The sequence below is a fragment of the Streptomyces sp. NPDC004838 genome, from assembly GCF_053600955.1.
In genome coordinates this window covers 73,113-91,916 of record NZ_JBSGAW010000031.1, presented here as the reverse complement: position 1 = coordinate 91,916, position 18,804 = coordinate 73,113, and the positions used below count along the sequence as shown (strand labels likewise).

The 18,804-nt window shown below is 71.6% G+C and carries 15 protein-coding genes; 10 read left to right on the top strand and 5 right to left on the bottom strand.

Annotation, left to right across the window (positions count from 1 at the left end):
• Nucleotides 1–153: 153 nt before the first annotated feature.
• Nucleotides 154–3,735 (bottom strand): S41 family peptidase, encoded by a 3,582-nt coding sequence (locus ACWEFL_RS29520; protein WP_451718215.1) that lies wholly within the window; start codon nt 3,733–3,735, stop codon nt 154–156.
• A gap of 282 nt (nt 3,736–4,017) precedes the next feature.
• Between ACWEFL_RS29520 and ACWEFL_RS29515 the strand changes: the two genes are divergently transcribed.
• Both ACWEFL_RS29515 and ACWEFL_RS29510 read left to right on the top strand, forming a co-directional pair.
• Complete coding sequence (locus ACWEFL_RS29515; RefSeq protein WP_451718212.1) at nt 4,018–4,590, top strand: TetR/AcrR family transcriptional regulator; 573 nt, start codon at nt 4,018–4,020, stop codon at nt 4,588–4,590.
• A 408-nt stretch (nt 4,591–4,998) separates the two neighbouring features.
• A complete protein-coding gene (locus ACWEFL_RS29510; protein ID WP_451718209.1) occupies nt 4,999–7,221 on the top strand; it encodes an MMPL family transporter in 2,223 nt (740 codons plus the stop codon).
• Between the two features lie 290 nt (nt 7,222–7,511).
• Here ACWEFL_RS29510 and ACWEFL_RS29505 read toward each other — a convergent pair whose 3' ends face one another.
• Nucleotides 7,512–7,859: an SsgA family sporulation/cell division regulator gene (locus ACWEFL_RS29505; protein ID WP_451718207.1), complete on the bottom strand. Its 348-nt coding sequence runs from the start codon at nt 7,857–7,859 to the stop codon at nt 7,512–7,514.
• 185 nt (nt 7,860–8,044) lie between these two features.
• Here ACWEFL_RS29505 and ACWEFL_RS29500 point away from each other — a divergent pair, with 185 nt between their 5' ends.
• The 5 genes from ACWEFL_RS29500 (at nt 8,045) to ACWEFL_RS29480 (ending at nt 13,268) form a co-directional block, all read left to right on the top strand.
• Nucleotides 8,045–9,250 carry an energy-coupling factor ABC transporter permease gene (locus ACWEFL_RS29500; protein WP_451718204.1) on the top strand — a complete coding sequence of 402 codons (1,206 nt, stop codon included), beginning with the start codon at nt 8,045–8,047 and terminating at the stop codon, nt 9,248–9,250.
• A 3-nt stretch (nt 9,251–9,253) separates the two neighbouring features.
• The gene (gene cbiQ, locus ACWEFL_RS29495; RefSeq protein ID WP_451718201.1) at nt 9,254–10,015 is read left to right on the top strand and encodes a cobalt ECF transporter T component CbiQ; all 762 of its coding nucleotides are present in this window, start codon (nt 9,254–9,256) and stop codon (nt 10,013–10,015) included.
• A complete protein-coding gene (locus tag ACWEFL_RS29490) occupies nt 10,012–10,869 on the top strand; it encodes an energy-coupling factor ABC transporter ATP-binding protein (RefSeq protein WP_451718198.1) in 858 nt (285 codons plus the stop codon). The genes cbiQ and ACWEFL_RS29490 overlap by 4 nt, the downstream gene beginning before the upstream one ends.
• 318 nt (nt 10,870–11,187) lie before the next feature.
• Complete coding sequence (locus tag ACWEFL_RS29485) at nt 11,188–12,456, top strand: serine hydrolase domain-containing protein (RefSeq protein ID WP_451718262.1); 1,269 nt, start codon at nt 11,188–11,190, stop codon at nt 12,454–12,456.
• Complete coding sequence (locus ACWEFL_RS29480) at nt 12,453–13,268, top strand: SDR family NAD(P)-dependent oxidoreductase (RefSeq protein WP_451718195.1); 816 nt, start codon at nt 12,453–12,455, stop codon at nt 13,266–13,268. The genes ACWEFL_RS29485 and ACWEFL_RS29480 overlap by 4 nt, the downstream gene beginning before the upstream one ends.
• 101 nt (nt 13,269–13,369) lie before the next feature.
• Here the strand turns inward: ACWEFL_RS29480 and ACWEFL_RS29475 are convergent, their stop codons facing one another.
• The 3 genes from ACWEFL_RS29475 to ACWEFL_RS29465 form a co-directional block, all read right to left on the bottom strand.
• Nucleotides 13,370–14,179: an SAM-dependent methyltransferase gene (locus tag ACWEFL_RS29475; protein ID WP_451718192.1), complete on the bottom strand. Its 810-nt coding sequence runs from the start codon at nt 14,177–14,179 to the stop codon at nt 13,370–13,372.
• Between the two features lie 151 nt (nt 14,180–14,330).
• Entirely contained in the window at nt 14,331–15,182 is an 852-nt protein-coding gene (locus ACWEFL_RS29470) for an EamA family transporter (RefSeq protein WP_451718190.1), read from the bottom strand.
• Nucleotides 15,179–15,667, bottom strand: a complete 489-nt coding sequence (locus ACWEFL_RS29465) for a YbaK/EbsC family protein (protein ID WP_451718187.1) — start codon at nt 15,665–15,667, stop codon at nt 15,179–15,181. The genes ACWEFL_RS29470 and ACWEFL_RS29465 overlap by 4 nt, the downstream gene beginning before the upstream one ends.
• 294 nt (nt 15,668–15,961) lie before the next feature.
• On the opposite strand from ACWEFL_RS29465, the gene ACWEFL_RS29460 reads away from it, so the two are divergent.
• From ACWEFL_RS29460 to ACWEFL_RS29450, 3 genes are all read left to right on the top strand, one after another.
• Nucleotides 15,962–17,185: a helix-turn-helix domain-containing protein gene (locus ACWEFL_RS29460; protein WP_451718184.1), complete on the top strand. Its 1,224-nt coding sequence runs from the start codon at nt 15,962–15,964 to the stop codon at nt 17,183–17,185.
• Nucleotides 17,186–17,805: 620 nt separating this feature from the next.
• A complete protein-coding gene (locus ACWEFL_RS29455) occupies nt 17,806–18,078 on the top strand; it encodes a hypothetical protein (protein ID WP_451718181.1) in 273 nt (90 codons plus the stop codon).
• 111 nt (nt 18,079–18,189) lie between these two features.
• Nucleotides 18,190–18,546, top strand: coding sequence for a hypothetical protein (locus ACWEFL_RS29450; RefSeq protein ID WP_451718178.1), 357 nt, complete (start codon nt 18,190–18,192; stop codon nt 18,544–18,546).
• The last annotated feature ends 258 nt before the right edge of the window (nt 18,547–18,804 follow it).

Below are 18,804 nucleotides of genomic sequence, written 5' to 3'. Positions count from 1 at the left end.
CGGCTTGTCGCCGCGCGGTTCGCCGGTGTCGATCCGGGCGGCCGAGGGCCGCGAGCCCACGCCCGCGAGCCCACGCCCGCGACCCCACGCCCACGCCCACGCCCACGAGCCCACGCCGCGCCCTGACGGTCGGCGGCTCTGCCGGGCTCCGCCCTACCCGGCGGCCGGCCTCGGCGGCAGCGGCGGGCGGCTCCTGTCCGGGACGGAACCGTATCCCGGCGGATCGGCCGGGGGCTGCTCGGCGAGCGCGTCCAGGGCCAGGCGTACCGCGTCGTCCAGGCCCGCGTGGCGGCCCTCCGCCCAGTCGAGCGGGGTGCGCAGGGCCTCCAGGTCCGGCTCGACGCCGTGGTTCTCGACCGACCAGCCGTAGGTGTCGAACCAGGCCGCGTTCATGGGCACGGTGATGACCGTGCCGTCGATGAGCTCGTGGCGGCCGGTGATGCCCACGACCCCGCCCCAGGTGCGGGTGCCCACCACCGGGCCGAGACCCAGCAGTTTGAACGCGGCCGTGATCATGTCGCCGTCGGAGGAGGTCGCCTCGTCCGCCAGCGCGACGACCGGGCCGCGCGGCGCGTTCGAGGCGTACGAGACGGGCTGCGCGTCACGTGTCAGATCCCAGCCGAGGATCTTCCGGGTCAGCTTCTCCACCACCAGCTCGCTGATGTGCCCGCCCGCGTTGCCGCGTACGTCCACGATGAGCGCCGGACGGGAGACTTCGAGGCGCAGATCCCGGTTGAACTGGGCCCAGCCCGAGCCGCCCATGTCGGGGATGTGGAGATAGCCGCACTTGCCGCCGCTCAACTCCCTGACGACCTGCCGCCGTTTGGCCACCCAGTCCTGGTACCGCAGCGGGCGTTCGTCCACGAGCGGCACGACCGCGACCCGCCGTGAGCCGCCGGGCCGCGAGTCGCCGTCGGCCGTACGGAACGTCAGCTCCACCGTCGTCCCGCCCGCGGCCGAGAGCATCGGGTAGGGACCCGCCACGGGATCGACCGGGCGGCCGTCGACATGGGTCAGGGCCGCGCCCTCACGGATACCGGTGCCGGCCAGCGGCGAGCGTGCCTTGGAGTCGGACGACTCGCCCGGCAGGATGCGCCTGACCAGCCAAGTCCCGTCCCGGCAGACCAGATTGGCGCCGAGGAGGCCCATCGGACGCTGGTAGTGCGGCGGGCCCTCGTTACGGCGGGCCGGAGTCACATACGCGTGGGAGGTCCCCAGCTCGCCCAGCACCTCCCGCAGCAGATCCGCGAACTCGTCCGGTGACGCGACCCGTTCGACCAGCGGCCGGTACTGGTCGAGGATCCCCGGCCAGTCGACGCCGCTCATCCCCGGATCCCAGAAGTACGCGCTGATCAGCCGGCCCGCCTCCGCGTACGCCTGTCGCCACTCGGAGGCCGGGTCCACCTCGTGCAGGATCCGCCGTGGATCGAGCTGGACGGTCGAGTCGCCGTCCCCGGCCTCCGTCGCCGGGACCGCGCGCAGTTCGTCGTCGTCCACGACGACCAGCCGTGTGCCGTCGCCGCTGACCGCGAACCAGTCCAGATGGTCCACGAGTTCGGCCCGGCGGGCCTTGGAGATGTCGAAGTGCTCCAACGTGGGGCGGCCGGAGGTGTCGGCCGGATTGACGAAGGTCTCGCCCAGCGCGCCCGAGATCGGCCAGCGCAGCCAGACCAGTCCGCCGCCGCTGACGGGGTGCATCGCCGAGTACTTGGACGCCGCCACCGGGAACGGCGTCACCCGGCTCTCCAGACCCTCGGTCTCCACCACCGTCCCCGCCCCCTCCTCGGGGGAGCCGCCGGCCTCGTCCAGCGGGTCGAGACCGCCGGCCGCGGGCCGCCCGTCCGGTGACAGCGCGAAGGGCGACGGCGTCGCCGACGACAGCGGCACGAGATAGGGGCGGCAGCCCAGCGGGAAGGACAGGTCTCCGGTGTGCACGTCGTACACCGGGTCGAAGCCGCGCCAGGACAGGAACGCGAGATAGCGGCCGTCGCTGGTGAAGACGGGATTCTCGTCCTCGAAGCGGCCGTTGGTGACATCGACGATCGTACGGTCCTTTATGCGGGCCATCCTGATCTGCCGCAGGGACCGGCCCACGCCCGGCTGCGACCAGGTCAGCCACGCGCCGTCGGGGGAGAAGGCGAGATCCCGCACGGGGCCGTTGGCGGAGCGCACCAGCTCGGTCACGCCGCCGGTCTCATCGGCGGGGGCGGCCGGGGCGGCCGGGCTCGGGGCGGCCGGGCTCGGGTCGGTGGCGTCCGGGGCCGCGTCGGCCGGGCCGGTGGCGTCCACGGCGCCGGAATCGGTGGCGCTCGGGTCCGGGGCCGCCCCTGCCCCGGCCGCTGCCCCCGCCCCGCCCCCGGCCGCTGCTCCGGCTCCCCCCTCTTCCTCGGCCTCGGCCCCCGCCTCGGCTCCGGCTTCCGCCCCGGCCCCCGCCTCGGCCGGGCCGCCGGTCCCGGCTTCCGCCATGCCCCCCGCCACACCTCCCACTTCGTTCTCCGGCTCCGCCGCGTCGATCAGCAGCAGCCGCCCGTCGTGCGAGGCGATCGCCAGCCGTTCGCCCTCCGGGTCCGACACCAGCTCCAGGACCCGGCCCAGCCGCCCGGAGGCCAGCCGCCTCGGGGCGCGGTCGCCGGTCGCCCGCGGCAGATACGCGATCTCGACCGCGTCCTCGCCCTCCGCGTCCGTGACGTACGCCACCTGACCGCCCGAGCCGAGCATCACGGGCTGCCGGACCCGTACCCCCGGAGTGTCGGCGATCGTCCGGGCCGGGCCGTCGCGGTGCGTCAGCCAGTACAGGCTGCCCCGGACGGAGACGGCGCTGGCCCGGCCCGTGGTGTCGACGGAGACCGCGTCCACATGGCTGGCGGCCGGCACCTGGTACGTACGCCGTCCGGCGCGCGGCCCGCCGAGCAGCACCTCCAGCTTGCGCGGCACCGCGTCGGCGACGGTCAGATCGTCGACGATCCACAGGTCACCCGCGCACTGATACACAATTCGTCGCCCGTCACTGGAGGCATGACGGGCATAAAAAGCGTCATGGTCTGTATGACGCCGAAGATCGGACCCATCGGGGAGACACGAGTAAACGTTTCCCACGCCCTCGTGGTCGGAGAGGAACGCGATCCGGCCGCGGACGAACATCGGGCAGTCGAGATGGCCGTTCAGGTCGGCGAGCAGCCGCCTGCCGTGCAGCCACAGCCGTCCCGTGGCCCCGCCCCGGTACCGCTTCCACGCGGCCGGTTCGTGCGGCGGCTTCCCGGTGAGCAGCAGGGTGCGGCGCTCGCCGTCGATGTCGGCGACGGCGATGTCCGAGACCGGGCCCCAGGGCAGTTTTCCGCCGGGAGCGCCGTCGAGGGGGACGCTGTAGGCCCAGGAGAAGTACGAGAAGGGCTGGCCGTGCGAGGAGACGGCGAGGATCTGGCCGTCAGGGCTCCAGCCGCAGACCCGCGTGTCGTACGAGCCCCAGTAGCCGAGCCGCCGCGCGGGGCCGCCCGCCACCGGGGCGATATGGATCTCGGGATCGAGGCTGCGCCAGGTCGTGTACGCGATGTGGCGGCCGTCGGGGGAGAAGCGGGGATGGCCGATCCGGGTGCGGTCGACGGTGGCCCGCCAGGCCCGCCCCGGCCGGTGGCCCTCCGGTGCCAGCGGGGCGATCCAGAGGTCGTCCTCGGCTGCGAAGCACAGCAAGTCGTCGTGCAGATGCGGGAAACGGAGGTACGCCACGTCGTCGCTCACCCCCCAATGCTTCCGGGGCGCGAGGACGGCGGCAACTTCTGGACCGGGGGGAATCGAGGCGGATGCGTGATGCATACCACAGCGAAACGATTCCGTTTCGGTCGAATGGTCGACTATCCTGCTGCTGTACGAAACCGTTTCGTACAGCCAGTCGGACAGTCAGACAGGCATCCAGTCGGACAGTCAGTCGTGCAGCCGGTCGTGCAGCGGCAGGCATCCGTACGGCGGACGGCCGTACGGACCACGTCGGCAGAGGCGAGAGCGGCGAAGGGAGGCGAACCCATGGGACGCAGCAGGCTGACCCCCGAGCGCGAGAGCGAACTGTTCGAAGTAGTGCTCGACCTGCTGCGCGAAGTCGGTTACGAATCCCTGACGATGGACGCCGTCGCCACCCGGGCCCGATCGAGCAAGGCCACGCTCTACCGGCAGTGGCACAGCAAGCCGGAGCTGGTGGCCACAGCGCTTCAGCAGGCCCAGACGCCCGCCGAGGAGATCGACACCGGCAGTCTGCGGGGTGATTTCGAGGCCATACTGATGGCCGCGGACGACGCCCAGATGAAGAAGGACTCCGCGCTGTACATGGGTCTCGTCCACGCGGTTCACGCCAACCCCGATCTCCATGACGCGCTGGTGCGCAAACTGATCGAGCCGGAGAGCAGGGCGCTGAAGAGGGTCCTGGACCGCGCGGTCGTACGGGGGGAGATCCGTCCGGACAATCCGGCGCTGAACTTCCTCCCGCACATGCTGTTCGGCGCGTTCTTCATCCTCCACATCATCGAGAACCGGGTCCCCGACCGGGACTTCCTCGCGCGGTATGTCCACGCCGTGGTGCTTCCCGCGCTGGAGGCACGATGACTCCGCGGCTCCCGCTGCGGGCGAACCCGTCACGGCCGTCAGCGTCGGCGTCCGCGCCGTCGGTGCGGTCTGTGAGGTCCGCGCGGTCAGTGCGGTCTGCGCGGTCCGCGACCCCGACCCCGACCTCGATACCGTCTCCCCGGACCTCGGGCCGGCCTCGGCCGTCCGAGCGGTCCTGGCGGTCATGGGAGTCCTGGCGGTTTCGATGTAGCTCCGCAGGAGGGCCGACGGTCCCCCCGTCGGCTCGCCCGGCACTCCGAGCCTGAACCTCCCCGTTCTCAGGCATCCGGTCCCCTCCCCGAACACCCATCGCTCACGCACCACCCGTAACACCTGACGCGCGCCGCTCTCGTCGTCGGGACGACTCCCCCTGCCCTTTTTTCGTCTCACCAACGGGAGTACGCCCTCGTGGCCACGTTCCTCTACAAACTCGGGCGGACCGCCTTCAGGCGCCGCCGAATCGTCGCACTCTTGTGGGTCGCCCTCCTGGTACTCGCCGGGGTCGGAGCGAGCGCCGCCTCGACCGCCAAGGACCCGGGCTTCGCCCTGCCGGGCACCGAGTCCCAGCGGGCGTTCGACCTGCTGGAAGAGCGCTTCCCCGGCGGCAGCGCCGACGGCGCCACCGCCCGGATCGTCTTCAAGGCCCCCGCGGGCGAGAAGATGACCGACCCCGAGAACAAGACCGAGGTCACCGAAGCGATCGCCGCCCTGAAGAAGGGCTCCGACCAGGTCGCCGACGTCTCCGACCCGTACACCGCCGACGCGGTCTCCAAGGACGGCAGCACGGCCTACATCTCGGTCAGCTACAAGGTCAACTCGATGGAGGTGACCGACGAGACCCGCGAGGCGCTGACGGAGACCGGCGACCAGGCGCGGGACGCCGGGCTCACCGTGGAGATCGGCGGTGACGCCGCCATGGCGGAGGAGCACGCCGCCTCCACCGAGATGATCGGCATCGCGATCGCCGCGGTCGTCCTGGCCATCACCTTCGGCTCGCTGGTCGCCGCCGGGCTTCCGCTGCTCACCGCGATCATCGGCGTCGGCATCGGCATCTCGTCGATCACCGCGCTCGCGAACGTCTTCGACCTGGGCACCACCGCCGGCACGCTGGCGATGATGATCGGACTCGCGGTCGGCATCGACTACGCGCTCTTCATCGTCTCCCGCTACCGCGCGGAACTGGCCGACGGCCATGACCACGAGGAGGCGGCGGGCCGGGCCACCGGCACCGCGGGCTCCGCGGTCGTGTTCGCCGGACTCACCGTGGTCATCGCCCTCGTCGGCCTCGCCGTCGTCAACATCCCGATTCTCAGCAAGATGGGCTACGCCGCGGCCGGCACGGTCGTGATCGCCGTGATCATCGCGATCACCCTGATCCCGGCGCTGCTCGGCTTCGCGGGCGACAAGGTGCTCGGCCGCAAGGCCCGTAAGGCCCGCAAGGCCGGAGCGCACGCCGCCCAGCACGGCTCGCAGACGAAGCCGAACATGGGCACCCGCTGGGCCCGCTTCGTCGTCCGCCGCCCGATCGCGGTCCTGCTCACCGGTGTCGTGGGCCTCGGCGTCATCGCCGCCCCCGTGGCGTCGCTGGAGCTGGGCCTGCCCGACGAGGGCTCTTCGTCCCCCACTTCGAGTGCGCGCAAGGCGTACGACCTGCTCTCCGACGGCTTCGGGCCCGGCTTCAACGGCCCGCTGACCGTGGTCGTGGATGCCAAGGGCAGCGAGGACCCGCAGGGCGCGGTGGACGACGCCGCCAAGCGGATCGAGAAGCTCGACGGCGTCGAAGAGGTCACTCCGGGCCCGCTGAACAAGGCGGGCGACACCGGAATGATCACGGTCGTGCCCGAGGACCGGCCGTCCTCGATCGATACCGAGGACCTGGTCCACGAGATCCGGGACCTCAACGGCGGGATCAGCACCGACACGGGGGCCGAGGTCCTGGTGACCGGCGCGACGGCGCTGAACATCGACTTCTCGCAGAAGATGAACGACGCGCTGATCCCGTATCTGGCACTCGTCGTCGGACTTGCCTTCCTGCTGCTGGTGCTGGTGTTCCGCTCGATCCTGGTGCCGCTGAAGGCGGCCCTCGGCTTCCTGCTCTCCGTCCTCGCGGCGCTCGGCGCGGTCGTGGCCGTGTTCCAGTGGGGCTGGCTCAGCTCGGTCTTCAACGTGGACCAGCCGGGCCCGATCATGTCCATGATGCCGATCTTCATGGTGGGCGTCGTCTTCGGTCTCGCCATGGACTACGAGGTCTTCCTCGTGACCCGGATGCGCGAGGCGTACGTCCACGGCGAGAAGCCCAGCGAGGCCGTGGTGACCGGCTTCAAGCACGGTGCGCGGGTGGTGACGGCGGCAGCCGCGATCATGGTCGGCGTCTTCGCGGGCTTCATCGGCTCCGGCGAGCAGATGGTCATGATGATCGGCTTCGGCCTGGCCATCGCGGTGATCTTCGACGCCTTCGTGGTCCGGATGGCGATCGTGCCGGCGGTGCTGGCGCTCCTCGGCCACAAGGCGTGGTGGCTGCCGCGCTGGCTGGACAAGGCGCTGCCGAACGTCGACGTCGAGGGCGAGAAGCTGCACAAGCAGCTCTCCGGCACGGCGGGTGACGGGGACCGGGAACTGACCCGCGTCTGAACCGGCTGAGCCCTGGTGGCCGCGTCCGTCCGATCCGGAACTTCCGGCGGCGGGCGCGGCCACCGCGCTTTCCGCAGGCTGCGTCTTCCGCGGCTGCGGTGTTCCGGCCTGCGCGTGTTCCGGGTGCCGGAACTCGCCGAGCCGTAGGTGTCCGGTGCCTCGGGACGGACCCGGTGGCTTGGGACCGGGCCGGAGCCGGTCGGCCGGGCCCGGACGGGGCCGGCCGGGGCCGACCGGGATCCGCCGGTCCCGCCGAGGTGAGCGGCGCGGGGTTGGCGAGTGGTGCGGCGTCAGCTGATGGTCGGCATCCCCACCGCGTACGTATGGCGCAGGAAGCGTCTCAGCACATAGGCGTCGAACTGCACGACGGTGACTCCGTCAGGGCTGTGGAACTCCACGATCGTCTGCACCCTGCCGCAGGGCCAGATCTCCACGTCGCCGCTGCGGGCGGGGGAGCGCAGCCCCCTCTCCAGCAGCTCGCGCGGGAAAGTCCAGTCCATCCCGCTGGGGAGGACGAAGCGCACGGTCCGTGGGTCCTCGGCCGGTTCGTAGGTCATCGAGATTCGGCTTGGCCGGTACAGGGGAGCGTCCGTGACGATCCGGCCCCATGCATGATCCTCGACGGCGTCGGCGGACATCACACGCTCCTCACACTCGTCCTCTTTGTCCTCTAATCTCCCATATTTTGGGCAAATGCTCGATTCCTATTTGTGACGAAGGCACTCTTGCAAGTCATGTGCAAGAGAGCACAATCGTGGAGCAGTCATGCAGCAAGGCCGGCCGAAGCCGGCCTGCTTTCCGTCTTTCCGATGCGGAGCCCGCCATGCACGTTCCCGACGGATTCATCAACGCGCCCGTATCGGTCGCCGCCGGAGTCGCCGCCGCCGGAGCCGTCGCGCTCAGCCTCCGCGGAGCCCGGCGCGAGCTGTCGGGAGCCGGTCCCGGTGGCCGGAACCCGGGCGACACGGGCCTCGGCGCGGGCGGTGAGCGTACGGCGCCGCTCGCGGGTCTCGTCGCCGCGTTCATCTTCGCCGTGCAGATGCTGAACTTCCCCGTCGCCGCGGGCACCAGCGGCCATCTGCTCGGCGGCGCGCTCGCCGCGATCCTGGTCGGGCCCTACACCGGGGTGCTCTGCATAGCCGTCGTCCTGCTGATGCAGGGCGTGCTCTTCGCCGACGGAGGTCTCACCGCGCTCGGCGTGAACATCACCATCATGGGCGTGGTCACCGTGGTCGTGGCGTACGGACTCTTCCGCGGGCTGCTGGCCGTGCTGCCGCGGGGCCGCCGGACGGTCACCGCCGCCGCCTTCGTCGCCGCGCTCGTCTCCGTACCGGCGTCGGCCGCCTCCTTCACCCTGCTCTACGCGATCGGCGGGACCACCGACGTGCCGATCGGCAAGGTCCTCACCGCGATGGTCGGCGTCCATGTCCTCATCGGCATCGGGGAGGCCGCGATCACCATGCTGACGGTCGGCGCCGTCATCGCCGTGCGCCCCGATCTGGTCTACGGCGCGCGGGGACTGGCCCAGCCGCTCAAGCTCCGCGTCGGCGGCGAACTGGTCGACGCCGCTCCCGCGCCCGTGCCCGCGTCCGCCGCCGCTTCCCCGTCGCCTTCCCCGCGCAAGGTCTGGCTGGCGGGCCTCGCCGCCGCGCTCGTCCTCGCGGGCTTCGTCTCCTTCTACGCCTCCGCCAGCCCCGACGGGCTGGAGAAGGTCGCCGCCGACAAGGGCATCGACGCCAAGGTGGAGGAGCACGCCGCCGCCGACTCCCCGCTCGCCGACTACGGCATCGAGGACGTCTCCAACGCCCGGATCTCCGGCGGCCTCGCCGGCGTCATCGGCGTCACCGCCACCGTCGCGGTGGGCAGCGGCGTCTTCTATGTCGTCGTCCGCCGCCGCCGTACGACCGAATCAGACGGCGGGTCTTCGTCCGGGGCCGGGGTCTCGTCGGGAGCCGGGTCCGGGTCCGGAGCCTCGTCCGGATCTGGGGCCGGGTCCGGGTCCGCCGGCGTACCGAACGGCACGGTCTGACCCATGGGCGCGGGTCACAGCCACAAGCTCTACCGCCACGGGGACACCCCCGTGCACCGACTGCCACCGCACTGCAAGCTCGTGGCCGTCTTCTGCTTCGTCCTCGTCGTGGTCTCCACACCGCGCGAGGCGATGTGGGCCTTCGGGCTGTACGCGCTGCTGCTCGCCGCCGTCGCGGCCGTGGCCCGGCTGACCCCCGGATATGTGCTCACCCGGCTCCTCATCGAGATCCCGTTCGTGGCCTTCGCGCTGCTGATGCCGTTCGTCGTGCCCGGCGAACAGGCCACCGTGCTGGGCGTCCAGCTCAGCGTCCCCGGCCTGTGGGGCGCGTGGAACATCCTCGCCAAGGGCACCCTCGGCGTCGCCGCCTCCGTCCTCCTCGCCTCCACGACCGAACTCCGCGCCCTGCTGCTCGGCCTCCAGCGGCTCCGGCTGCCGCCGCTGCTCGTGCAGATCGCGTCCTTCATGATCCGTTACGGCGATCTCATCACCGACGAGATGCGGCGGATGTCGATCGCCCGCAGATCGCGCGGGTTCGAGGCGAAGGGAGTACGCCACTGGGGCGTCCTCGCCAAGTCGGCGGGCGCGCTCTTCATCCGCTCCTACGAACGCGGGGAGCGGGTGCATCTGGCGATGGTCAGCCGCGGCTACACGGGCGTGATGCCGGTGATCGACCAGGTCGCGGCCTCGCGCGCCCAATGGTCCTACGCGGCGGCCCTCCCCGTCTCCGCGCTCGTCGTCTGCCTGCTGGGATGGAACCTATGACCACTGCCGGTACAGAGCCCATGACAACGGCGGGGACAGAGCCCACGCCCACGCCCACGCCCGCGGCCGGGACGGCACCCACGCCTTCCCAAGGAGCGGCGCCCGAGACCGCCTCACTCGCCGTGCGGGGGCTCGCCTACGCCTACCCCGACGGGCACCAGGCCCTCTTCGGCGTCGATCTGACGGTCGGGCGCGGCGAGCGGGTCGCCCTGCTCGGCCCCAACGGCGCGGGCAAGACCACCCTCGTACTGCACCTCAACGGCATCCTGGAGCCGGGCGTCGGCACCGTCCATGTCGCGGGCCTGCCGGTGGTGAGGCGGAACCTCGCCGAGGTCAGACGACGGGTCGGCATCGTCTTCCAGGACCCGGACGACCAGTTGTTCATGCCGACGGTCCGCGAGGACGTGGCCTTCGGCCCGGCCGCGTCCGGTCTGCGCGGACCGGAGCTGGAGGCGCGGATCACGGCCGCGCTCGAACGGGTCGGGATGGAGGAGTACGCGGACCGGCCGCCGCACCACCTCTCGTTCGGGCAGCGCCGCCGGGTCGCCGTCGCGACCGTACTGGCGATGGAGCCGGAGATCCTCGTACTCGACGAGCCGTCGTCCAACCTCGATCCCGCGTCACGGCGTGAACTGGCCGACATCATCCGGTCGTTGGACGTCACCGTGCTGATGGTGACCCATGACCTCCCGTACGCGCTGGAACTGTGCCCGCGCTCGGTGATCCTGAGTGAGGGCGTGATCGTGGCCGACGGGCGGACCCAGGAGCTGCTGGGAGACGAGGAGCTGATGCGGGCGCACCGGCTGGAGCTGCCGTTCGGCTTCGACCCCCGGTCCGTGGTCATGGCCCCCTGACGACCTCTGACACTCGCGGCCGCCCGGCCAAGGGCCCGGAGCCGACGGGCGCCGAGGGTTTCCGGCCCGGACGAAGGCCCGGACGGCGGGCGGGCCGGCCTCGGCCCGGCTTCCGGCCGCCCCGGCTCTGACCTGCGCGGTCGTCTCGTCGGCGGACGCCCCGGAAGCAACGGACATCCGCCGCCGTTGCACCATGGAGGGATGAACGGGAGCGGAAGGGCCGATTCAGTGGATGCGCGCGGCACGGTGGACGTACGAGACCCGGCGGCCCTGCGGGGCCCGGACGGCACATGGGACCCGGAAGGCACACGGGACCCGGTGGATGTGCGGGGCACGGTCGCGGAGGGCTTCGAGCCGGTCCGGGACGCCTTCGTACGCAACTTCACCCAGCGCGGCGACCGGGGCGCGGCCGTCGCCGTCTACCGCGACGGCCGCAAGGTCGTCGACCTGTGGGCGGGCACCCGCGATGTGGACGGCGGTCCCGTCGCACACGGCCCGGTCGCACACGGTCCGGCCGCACCCGGCCCGGTCGCACAGGGCCCCGCCGCACCCGGTCCGGTCCCGCCCGGCCCCGTCACCAGCGGCGCGCCCTGGGCCGTCGACACCGCGCAGATCGTCCGTTCCGCCACCAAGGGCGTCGCCGCGGCCGTGCTCCTGCTGCTCCACCAGCGCGGTCAGATCGACCTGGACGCCCCGGTCGCCACGTACTGGCCCGAGTTCAAGGCGGCGGGCAAGGAGCGTGTCCTCGTACGCCACCTGCTCTCGCACCGCGCCGGACTGCCCGTCCTCGACACCCCCCTCACCCCCGCCGAGGCCATCGACGACGTCAGCGGACCCGCCGCCCTGGCGGCGCAGCACCCCGAGTGGGAGCCGGGCACCACCCACGGCTACCACGCGCAGACCTACAGCTGGCTGACCGCCGAACTCGTACGCCGGGTCACCGGCCGCACCATCGGCCGCTGGGTCGCCGAGGAGATCGCCCGCCCGCTCGGCCTGGACTTCTGGATCGGACTGCCGGACGAGGAAGCCCACCGGGCCGGCCGGATCGGCCCCGTGGACGAGCCCCCGGCGGTCGACGGCGGCGGCCTCCGGCTACGCCCCAAGCAGGCCGTCTCGGAGGCGTACCGGAACCCGGACTCCCTCACCCGCCGGGCGTTCGGGGCGATCACCCCGCTGCCCGACGAGAACGATCCCGCCTACCGCGCTGCCGAACTGCCCGCCTCCGGCGGTGTCTCCACCGCCCGCGCACTCGCCCGCTTCTACGCCGCCACGATCGGCGAAGTCGACGGCGGGCCCAGGCTGTTCGCCCCGGCGACGCTCACCCTGGCCCGTACCGAGGAGTCGGCCGGTCCCGACCGCGTTCTCGTCGTGCCCACCCGCTTCAGCCTGGGCTTCATGCTGCACGGCCCGGCCGCGCCCCTGCTGGGCCCCGGTTCCTTCGGCCACCCCGGCCGCGGCGGCTCCCTCGGCTTCGCGGACCCCGAGTCCGGGATCGCGCTCGGCTATGTGACCAACGGGCTGCGCAAGGGAGTTACCGCGGACCCGCGTGCCCAGGCGCTGATCAGGGCCGTACGCTCGGCGCTATGACCACCGGACTGAATCGTTTCGACGGATACGGCGTACTGATCACCGGCGCGGCCCGTGGCATCGGCGAGGCCATCGCACGCCGGCTGGCGGCGGAAGGCGCGCGCGTCCTGATCACGGACATCGACGCGGAGGCCGCGGAGCGCACCGCCGAGACCATCCCCGGCGCGGACTTCGCCCTCTGCGACGTCGCCGACCGTACGCAGGCGGAGGAGGCCGTCGCGTACGCCGTCGAACGCTTCGGCAGCCTCGACGTCCTGGTCAACAACGCCTTCTCCTGCTCGCCCGACACCCCCCTCTTCGAGGAACAGCCGGACGACGCCTGGCGCCGCGACCTCGACATCACCCTCACCGGCGCGTTCCGCTGCGCACGGGCGGCCCTTCCGCACCTGGCGGCGTCGGGCGGCCGGGGCGCGATCGTCAACATCGGCTCCGTCAACGGTGAGGCGGACTTCGGCAATCACGCCTACAGCGCGGCCAAGGCGGGCCTGGCCTCCCTCACCCGTACGCTCGCGGGCGACGCGGCCCCCCGAGGCGTCCGCGTCAACCAGGTCAATCCGGGCACTGTCCGCACTCCGGGCTGGGCGGGCCGGGACGCGGCCCTCGACGCGCTCGGCCGCCGCGTCTACCCGCTGGGCCGCGTCGGCGAACCCGACGACATCGCCGCGGCCGTCGCCTTCCTCGCCTCCCGCGACGCCGCCTGGATCACGGGCACGACCCTCCGCGTGGACGGCGGGCTGCTCGCGGTCAACACCGCGTTCAGGGGGATCCTCGACGAGGCGGAGGGGGCGGCGGGGGCCCCGGCCGAAGGCTGAGACCGCTGACGAGTGAGCCCCGGCCGGTCCCGTACCGGTCAGGGCTCAGCTCTCAGGGAGTTACGGCCGTCGGTGAGGGCTTGCTGGTCAGGGTTTGCCGGTCAGGGCTTGCGGGCCACGGCTCCGTACATGCCGACCTGGCTGTTGTCGACGGCGGCCTGTGCCTCCGTGGGCCGCCAGCGATGCACCTGCGTCACCCCCGGCTCGATCAGCTCCAGGCCGTCGAAGAACGCCCCGACCTGCTCACGGTCGCGGGAGACCACATTGATGCCCCTGCTCCGGTACTGATTCGCCACCTTGTCGACCGCCTCGGTCGAGAAGTCGCTGGTCACCGTCGACACCGCGAGATAGCTTCCGGACGGGAGCCGGTCCAGCAGCGCTCGTACCAGCGCGTGGTCGTGGGGTGGGGCGACGAACTGGAGCACGGCGATGATCGTGAGCGCCACGGGCTCCCGCAGGTCCAGGAGTTCCTTGAACGCGTCGGATTCGAGGATGGAGTCCGGGTCGCGCATGTCGGCGTCCACGTAGGCGGTTCGGCCTTCGGGCGAGCTGGTGAGCAGTGCTTCGGCGTGGGCGAGGACGATGGGGTCGTTGTCGACGTACACGACGGCGGCGTCCGGGCGTTCCTGCTGGACGACCTCGTGCAGATTGGGCGAGGTCGGCAGCCCGGTGCCGATGTCGAGGAACTGGCGGATCCCGGCCTCCCGCGCGAGGTACCGGGCCACGCGGTTCATGAACAGCCGGTTCTGACGCATGCTCACCGGCATCGAGGGCCAGTCCGCGATCATGGCGTCACCCGCCTGCACGTCGACGGGGTAGTGGTCCTTCCCGCCGAGGATGTAGTCGTAGACACGCGCCGCGTGCGCGCGCCCCGTGTCGATCCGGTCCACCGCGCGCTCCTCGTGCCCCATGCAGCAACTCCCGCCATTTCGAAGGATAGTTGAAGAGTGTAGGTGCATACCGTATGGGTGGCACCGGAACGTTCCAGTACCACTTTCCCGCCGCCGCAGGTCACGGCGGCACCACACCCCCCTCACCGGCGGGATCGTCCATGACGCCGGGTCAGCTCGCGCGCAGCATCAGCCCGATTCCCACCACCATCAGGCCCGCCGCCGCGATCCTCGGAGCACCGAAGCGCTCCTTGAAGAAAAGCGCGCCGATCGCCGCGCCGACGATGATCGAGGACTCGCGCAGCGCCGCGACAGGAGCGAGCGGCGCGCGTGTCTGGGCCCACAGCACCAGTCCGTACGCGACGACGGAGAGCGCCGCGCCGGACAGGCCGCGTACCGCGTACGGGCGGAGCCGGGGGAGCAGTTCGCCGCGCAGGCGGAGGAGGGCGTACATCGGGATGAGACCGCCCTCGAGGATCATCAGCCAGGCGAGATAGCCGACCGCCGACTCCGACGCCCGTACGCCGACGCCGTCCACGACCGTGTACGCGGCGATCGACAGACCGGTCGCCACCGAGGCGGCCAGAGCGGACCACCGGGGCCGGGTCCCGGAGCCCCTGATGCCCCAGAGCGCCAGGCCCACCAGGCCGGCCGAGCCCACGATCACGCCCGCCAGTTGCGGGCCGTCCAGGTCCTCGCCGATGAACAGGGCCGCGACGACGGTCACGACGAGCGGAGCCGTACCGCGGGCGATCGGATACATCTGGCCGAAGTCGCCGAGACTGAACGACGTCATCAGCAGCCACTGGTAGCCGATGTGGATCAGCGCGGAGGCGATCAGATACGGCCACGCCCCGGCCTCGGGCACCGGCGAGAAGCAGGCGAGCACGACGCCGATCACGGCCCCGCCGCCCGCGATCAGGGTGAACGCGGACAGCCGGTCCCTGATGGTGTGGGCGATCGCGTTCCAGCCGGCGTGGATGACCGCGGCCAGCAGGACGGCCGCGGCGGCGAGCGGGGTCACTTCTCGCGCTCGCGCACATCCACCAAGGTGCCGCCGGCATGGGCGATCAGCGACGAGGGGTCGAGCGGGAAGACGGTGTGCGGGGTGCCGGCCGCCGCCCACACCACGGCGTGGTCGAGCAGCGCCCGGTCGGCCAGCACACGGGTCTTCGTGGCGTGCCCGAAGGGCGGTACGCCGCCGATCGCGTAACCGGTCGTCTCGCGTACGAGATCGGCGTCGGCGCGCTTGACGGACGACGCGCCCAGCTCCCGCCGCACCAGCTCGACGTCCACCCGCGAGGAGCCGTCCATGAGCACCAGCACCGGCTCCCCGTCCGCCGCGAAGATCAGCGACTTGACGATCTCGCTGACATCGCAGCCGATCGCCGCGGCGGCCTCGGCGGCGGTCCGGGTGGCGTCGGGGAAACGGCGTACCGGCACATCAAGCCCCAGCTCGCGCAGGGCGGTGGCGAAACGGGGGTGGGCTTCGGTGTCGTGAGTGCTCATGGTCCGGCACGGTATCGGTAGCTGTACCGGGCATGCGAGCGGGATTCGGCAGGTTTGCGGGGTGCCTGGGCGGCCGGTCTGGGCCGGTACGGACCGGTGCCGGCCGTGCGGGGCGGGCTGCGACTGCCCCGCCAACCCTGCCCCGCCCGCAACCGGACACACCCCCGCCCGCGCGCGGGAACGGCCCCCGCCAGAAGCCGGACCGGGTTCGGGTGGTGGGGCTTCTCCGCTGTCCCGGAACAAGTAGACGGGCGTACGCTCGTTGGGACTGCCACCACTTGTCAGGGAGCGACCATGACGAACCTCTCCGAAGAACTGACGACCGGCGAACGCATCCGCATCACTCGGGAGCGTCGGGGGATGAGTCGCCCCGTCCTGGCTGGTCTGGTGGGCCGCTCCTGCGACTGGTTGAAGAAGATCGAAAGCGGCAAGCGGGAGCTGCGTTCACTTCCCATGCTGATCCGCATGGCTCAGGTGCTCCGGGTGGACGACGTGTCCGAGCTGACAGGGGACGAGACCGTGATCCCCGTGGACCAGTGGGGCAAGGTTTCCCATGCGTCCGTGCCCGCGCTGAGAGAAGCCATCCATTCCTCGATCTTCCGACGTTCGGCTTACGAGCTGGGGACTGTGGACGAGTTGTCCGGGCGAGTGAGGCAAGCATGGGTCACTTGGCACACCTCCATGCACCAGCGGACCGAAGTCGGCGCGGTTCTGCCTGACTTGCTGATTGCATGCCATGCAACCGTCAAGCGTGCCGAGGGCAACGACCGGCGCAAGGCGTACGCCACCATGGCGGAGGCGTACGCCCTGGCCCAGCAGTTTGCCGCGCACACCACGGAGCCCGAGCTGTACTGGCTGACCGTGGATCGTGCCCGCATGGCCGCTGAAGAGTCGGATGACCCTGTGACGCTGGCGGCAGCCGCATGGATCGTGGGCAACGGACTTCGCGAAAACGGCCACACCGAGGAAGCGCTACGGCTGGTGACCGAGGCAGCCGACTCGCTACGCGGACGGCTTGAGAACGGCCCGGACCTCCTTCGAGGGACCTTCGGGGCTCTCTGCCTCCACGCCGCCATCACAGCGGCCAAGGAGGGCCGCGAGGGGGACGCATGGCGTTGGTGGGACGAGGCAGACCGTACGGCCCGGAAGAGCCCCGTCTACGCGCACCCGTGGACCATGTTCGGCACGGGTAACGTAGCCGTCCACGCTGTATCGATCGGCGTGGATCTCCATACCCCGGGTGCCGCACTACGTAAGGCTTCCGACACGGCTCCCGACTCCATTCCGTCTGTTGAGCGCCGGTCCCGCCTGTTTCTGGACGCTGCCCGTTCCGAGTACGCCCGGAAGGAGCACGCGGGGTCCCTGCACTACCTACGGAAGGCAGTCGATACTTCGCCCGAAGCCGTGCGATACGTCCCGTCCGGCCGTCGACTCGCCGCTGACTTGGCGCTGAGTTCACCGGCGTCGATTCGTGCCGAGGCCCGAGAATTGGCCGCATCCGTAGGCGCTGCCGCGTAACCCGGGCGGGGGACACTTTGTCCCCCGCGCCAACTCGACTACCCCATAGCGTTCCTTATTCCCACATCAGGGATGGAGAGACGCTTTGGAGCGCACAGGACCCGCCAGCGCATCGGCGAGCCCGGACTTACCCGGTCACGGGGAACCGTCCCGTCCGGTCCGGAATGACATTGCCGCCGTGCGCGTGTGGGTCACCGGATTGTCCGGACGCGCCCCCTCCACCCCGGCTCCGGAATCCGAGTCCGGGGTTGGCTGCCGTATCTGTGCCGCTGCGGGGCGGGGGCGTGCGTCGGCACAGAGCCGGGGCAGCGTCGGAGACGTACGCCACTACAGCGAGATCATCGGGCAGCATCCGCACCGCCGGGCCACGGACCGGAAGGGGGTCGGCTGGTGAATCTCGACTTCCCCGAGAACGGCGAGCCCCCGGTCCGTTCGGCGCTCGACTGGCCTCCGTGCAGGTGCGGGTTACCCACGTGCCCGGACGCGGCCCCCGCCGGGGAAGGGGCGGCCCCCGCCGGTTCCGGGGACGGGCCGGATCAGGATGACGGCGACTCGGACGTACTGCGGTCGCTGCGTGCTCGCGTGCGTGAGGAGAACCGGGCGCGGGGCAGGTGGCCGCTGTGACGCTCCTCTGCGTACGGCTCGTGCTCGCCGTGGGTGCGGTGGAGATCCGGTTACGGGAACGCTTCCCCCGCCTGATGTGGCTGCTGACGACGACGCGACGGCAGCGCCGGGCGCTCATGTCCGAGCTTCAGCGCCTGGAGAGCGACCCCGAGTTCGCCGCACAGGCACGGGCCCGGCTCGACGCCGAGCTGGACCAGCGGCTCGACCGCGCGTTCGCGGAGCTGCTCCGGGCCTTGACCGACCCCGACGCCCCGGACGCCCACGGGTGAGCAACCCCCGCCCGCGCACCCGATGACCCATCACACGAAAGCGCCCCGGCGGACCGGACAGGCCCGGCCCGGCGAGGCACCGCCGAACAGCCGACCGGAGCCGAACGACGTATGCCCGACCGTATCCCCCGCACCCTCGCACGGGTGCTCGCACTCCTGTTGAGAACATGCCGCCCCGGGCCCGGACGCCACACCGGCCGAGACCTCACCGGGCACCCCGAGCCCAAGCCCACGCCCGTACCGGTGAACCCGTGGTCCCGCCCGTGGACCGGACCGACCCGGGAAGAGGCCCGAGCCACCTTCCAGCGGCAGTCGGAGACCACCTTCCAGCTCCGCCGGTCACCGCACGGGGAACAGCGGCGGCTCAGGGCGCTGTACTACGCGCCCCGGGGAGCCGGCCTCCCCCACGTGTTCCGGAGTGCCCCCTTACCCGCCGACACCATCCCCACGGCGGAGGCCACCCCGTGAACGCCGACTCCTTCTCGACACCGCTCCCACCCGCACCCACCACCCGCTGCTGTTACTGCGACAGGCTCACCACCGCACCGATCCCCGTCCGATGGATCCCCCGCACCAGCGGCCCCGGAACAACCCTCCACGCCTGCCCCCACTGCGCCCCCACCCTCGTACCGGGCCCGACCCCCGGAGAACTCACACCCGACACGTAGCCCCCGCGCGAGAACACCCTCATTGACATGCCTCCCCGGTCGGCCGTACTCGTACGAC

Bases quoted from the DNA above. Each gene is read 5' to 3' on its own strand.
- ACWEFL_RS29515 (WP_451718212.1), top strand. From the start codon at position 4,018: ATGGGACGCAGCAGGCTGACCCCCGAGCGCGAGAGCGAACTGTTCGAA.
- ACWEFL_RS29505 (WP_451718207.1), bottom strand. From the start codon at position 7,859: ATGTCCGCCGACGCCGTCGAGGATCATGCATGGGGCCGGATCGTCACG.
- ACWEFL_RS29500 (WP_451718204.1), top strand. From the start codon at position 8,045: ATGCACGTTCCCGACGGATTCATCAACGCGCCCGTATCGGTCGCCGCC.
- cbiQ (WP_451718201.1), top strand. From the start codon at position 9,254: ATGGGCGCGGGTCACAGCCACAAGCTCTACCGCCACGGGGACACCCCC.
- ACWEFL_RS29490 (WP_451718198.1), top strand. From the start codon at position 10,012: ATGACCACTGCCGGTACAGAGCCCATGACAACGGCGGGGACAGAGCCC.
- ACWEFL_RS29480 (WP_451718195.1), top strand. From the start codon at position 12,453: ATGACCACCGGACTGAATCGTTTCGACGGATACGGCGTACTGATCACC.
- ACWEFL_RS29475 (WP_451718192.1), bottom strand. From the start codon at position 14,179: ATGGGGCACGAGGAGCGCGCGGTGGACCGGATCGACACGGGGCGCGCG.
- ACWEFL_RS29465 (WP_451718187.1), bottom strand. From the start codon at position 15,667: ATGAGCACTCACGACACCGAAGCCCACCCCCGTTTCGCCACCGCCCTG.
- ACWEFL_RS29460 (WP_451718184.1), top strand. From the start codon at position 15,962: ATGACGAACCTCTCCGAAGAACTGACGACCGGCGAACGCATCCGCATC.
- ACWEFL_RS29450 (WP_451718178.1), top strand. From the start codon at position 18,190: ATGCCCGACCGTATCCCCCGCACCCTCGCACGGGTGCTCGCACTCCTG.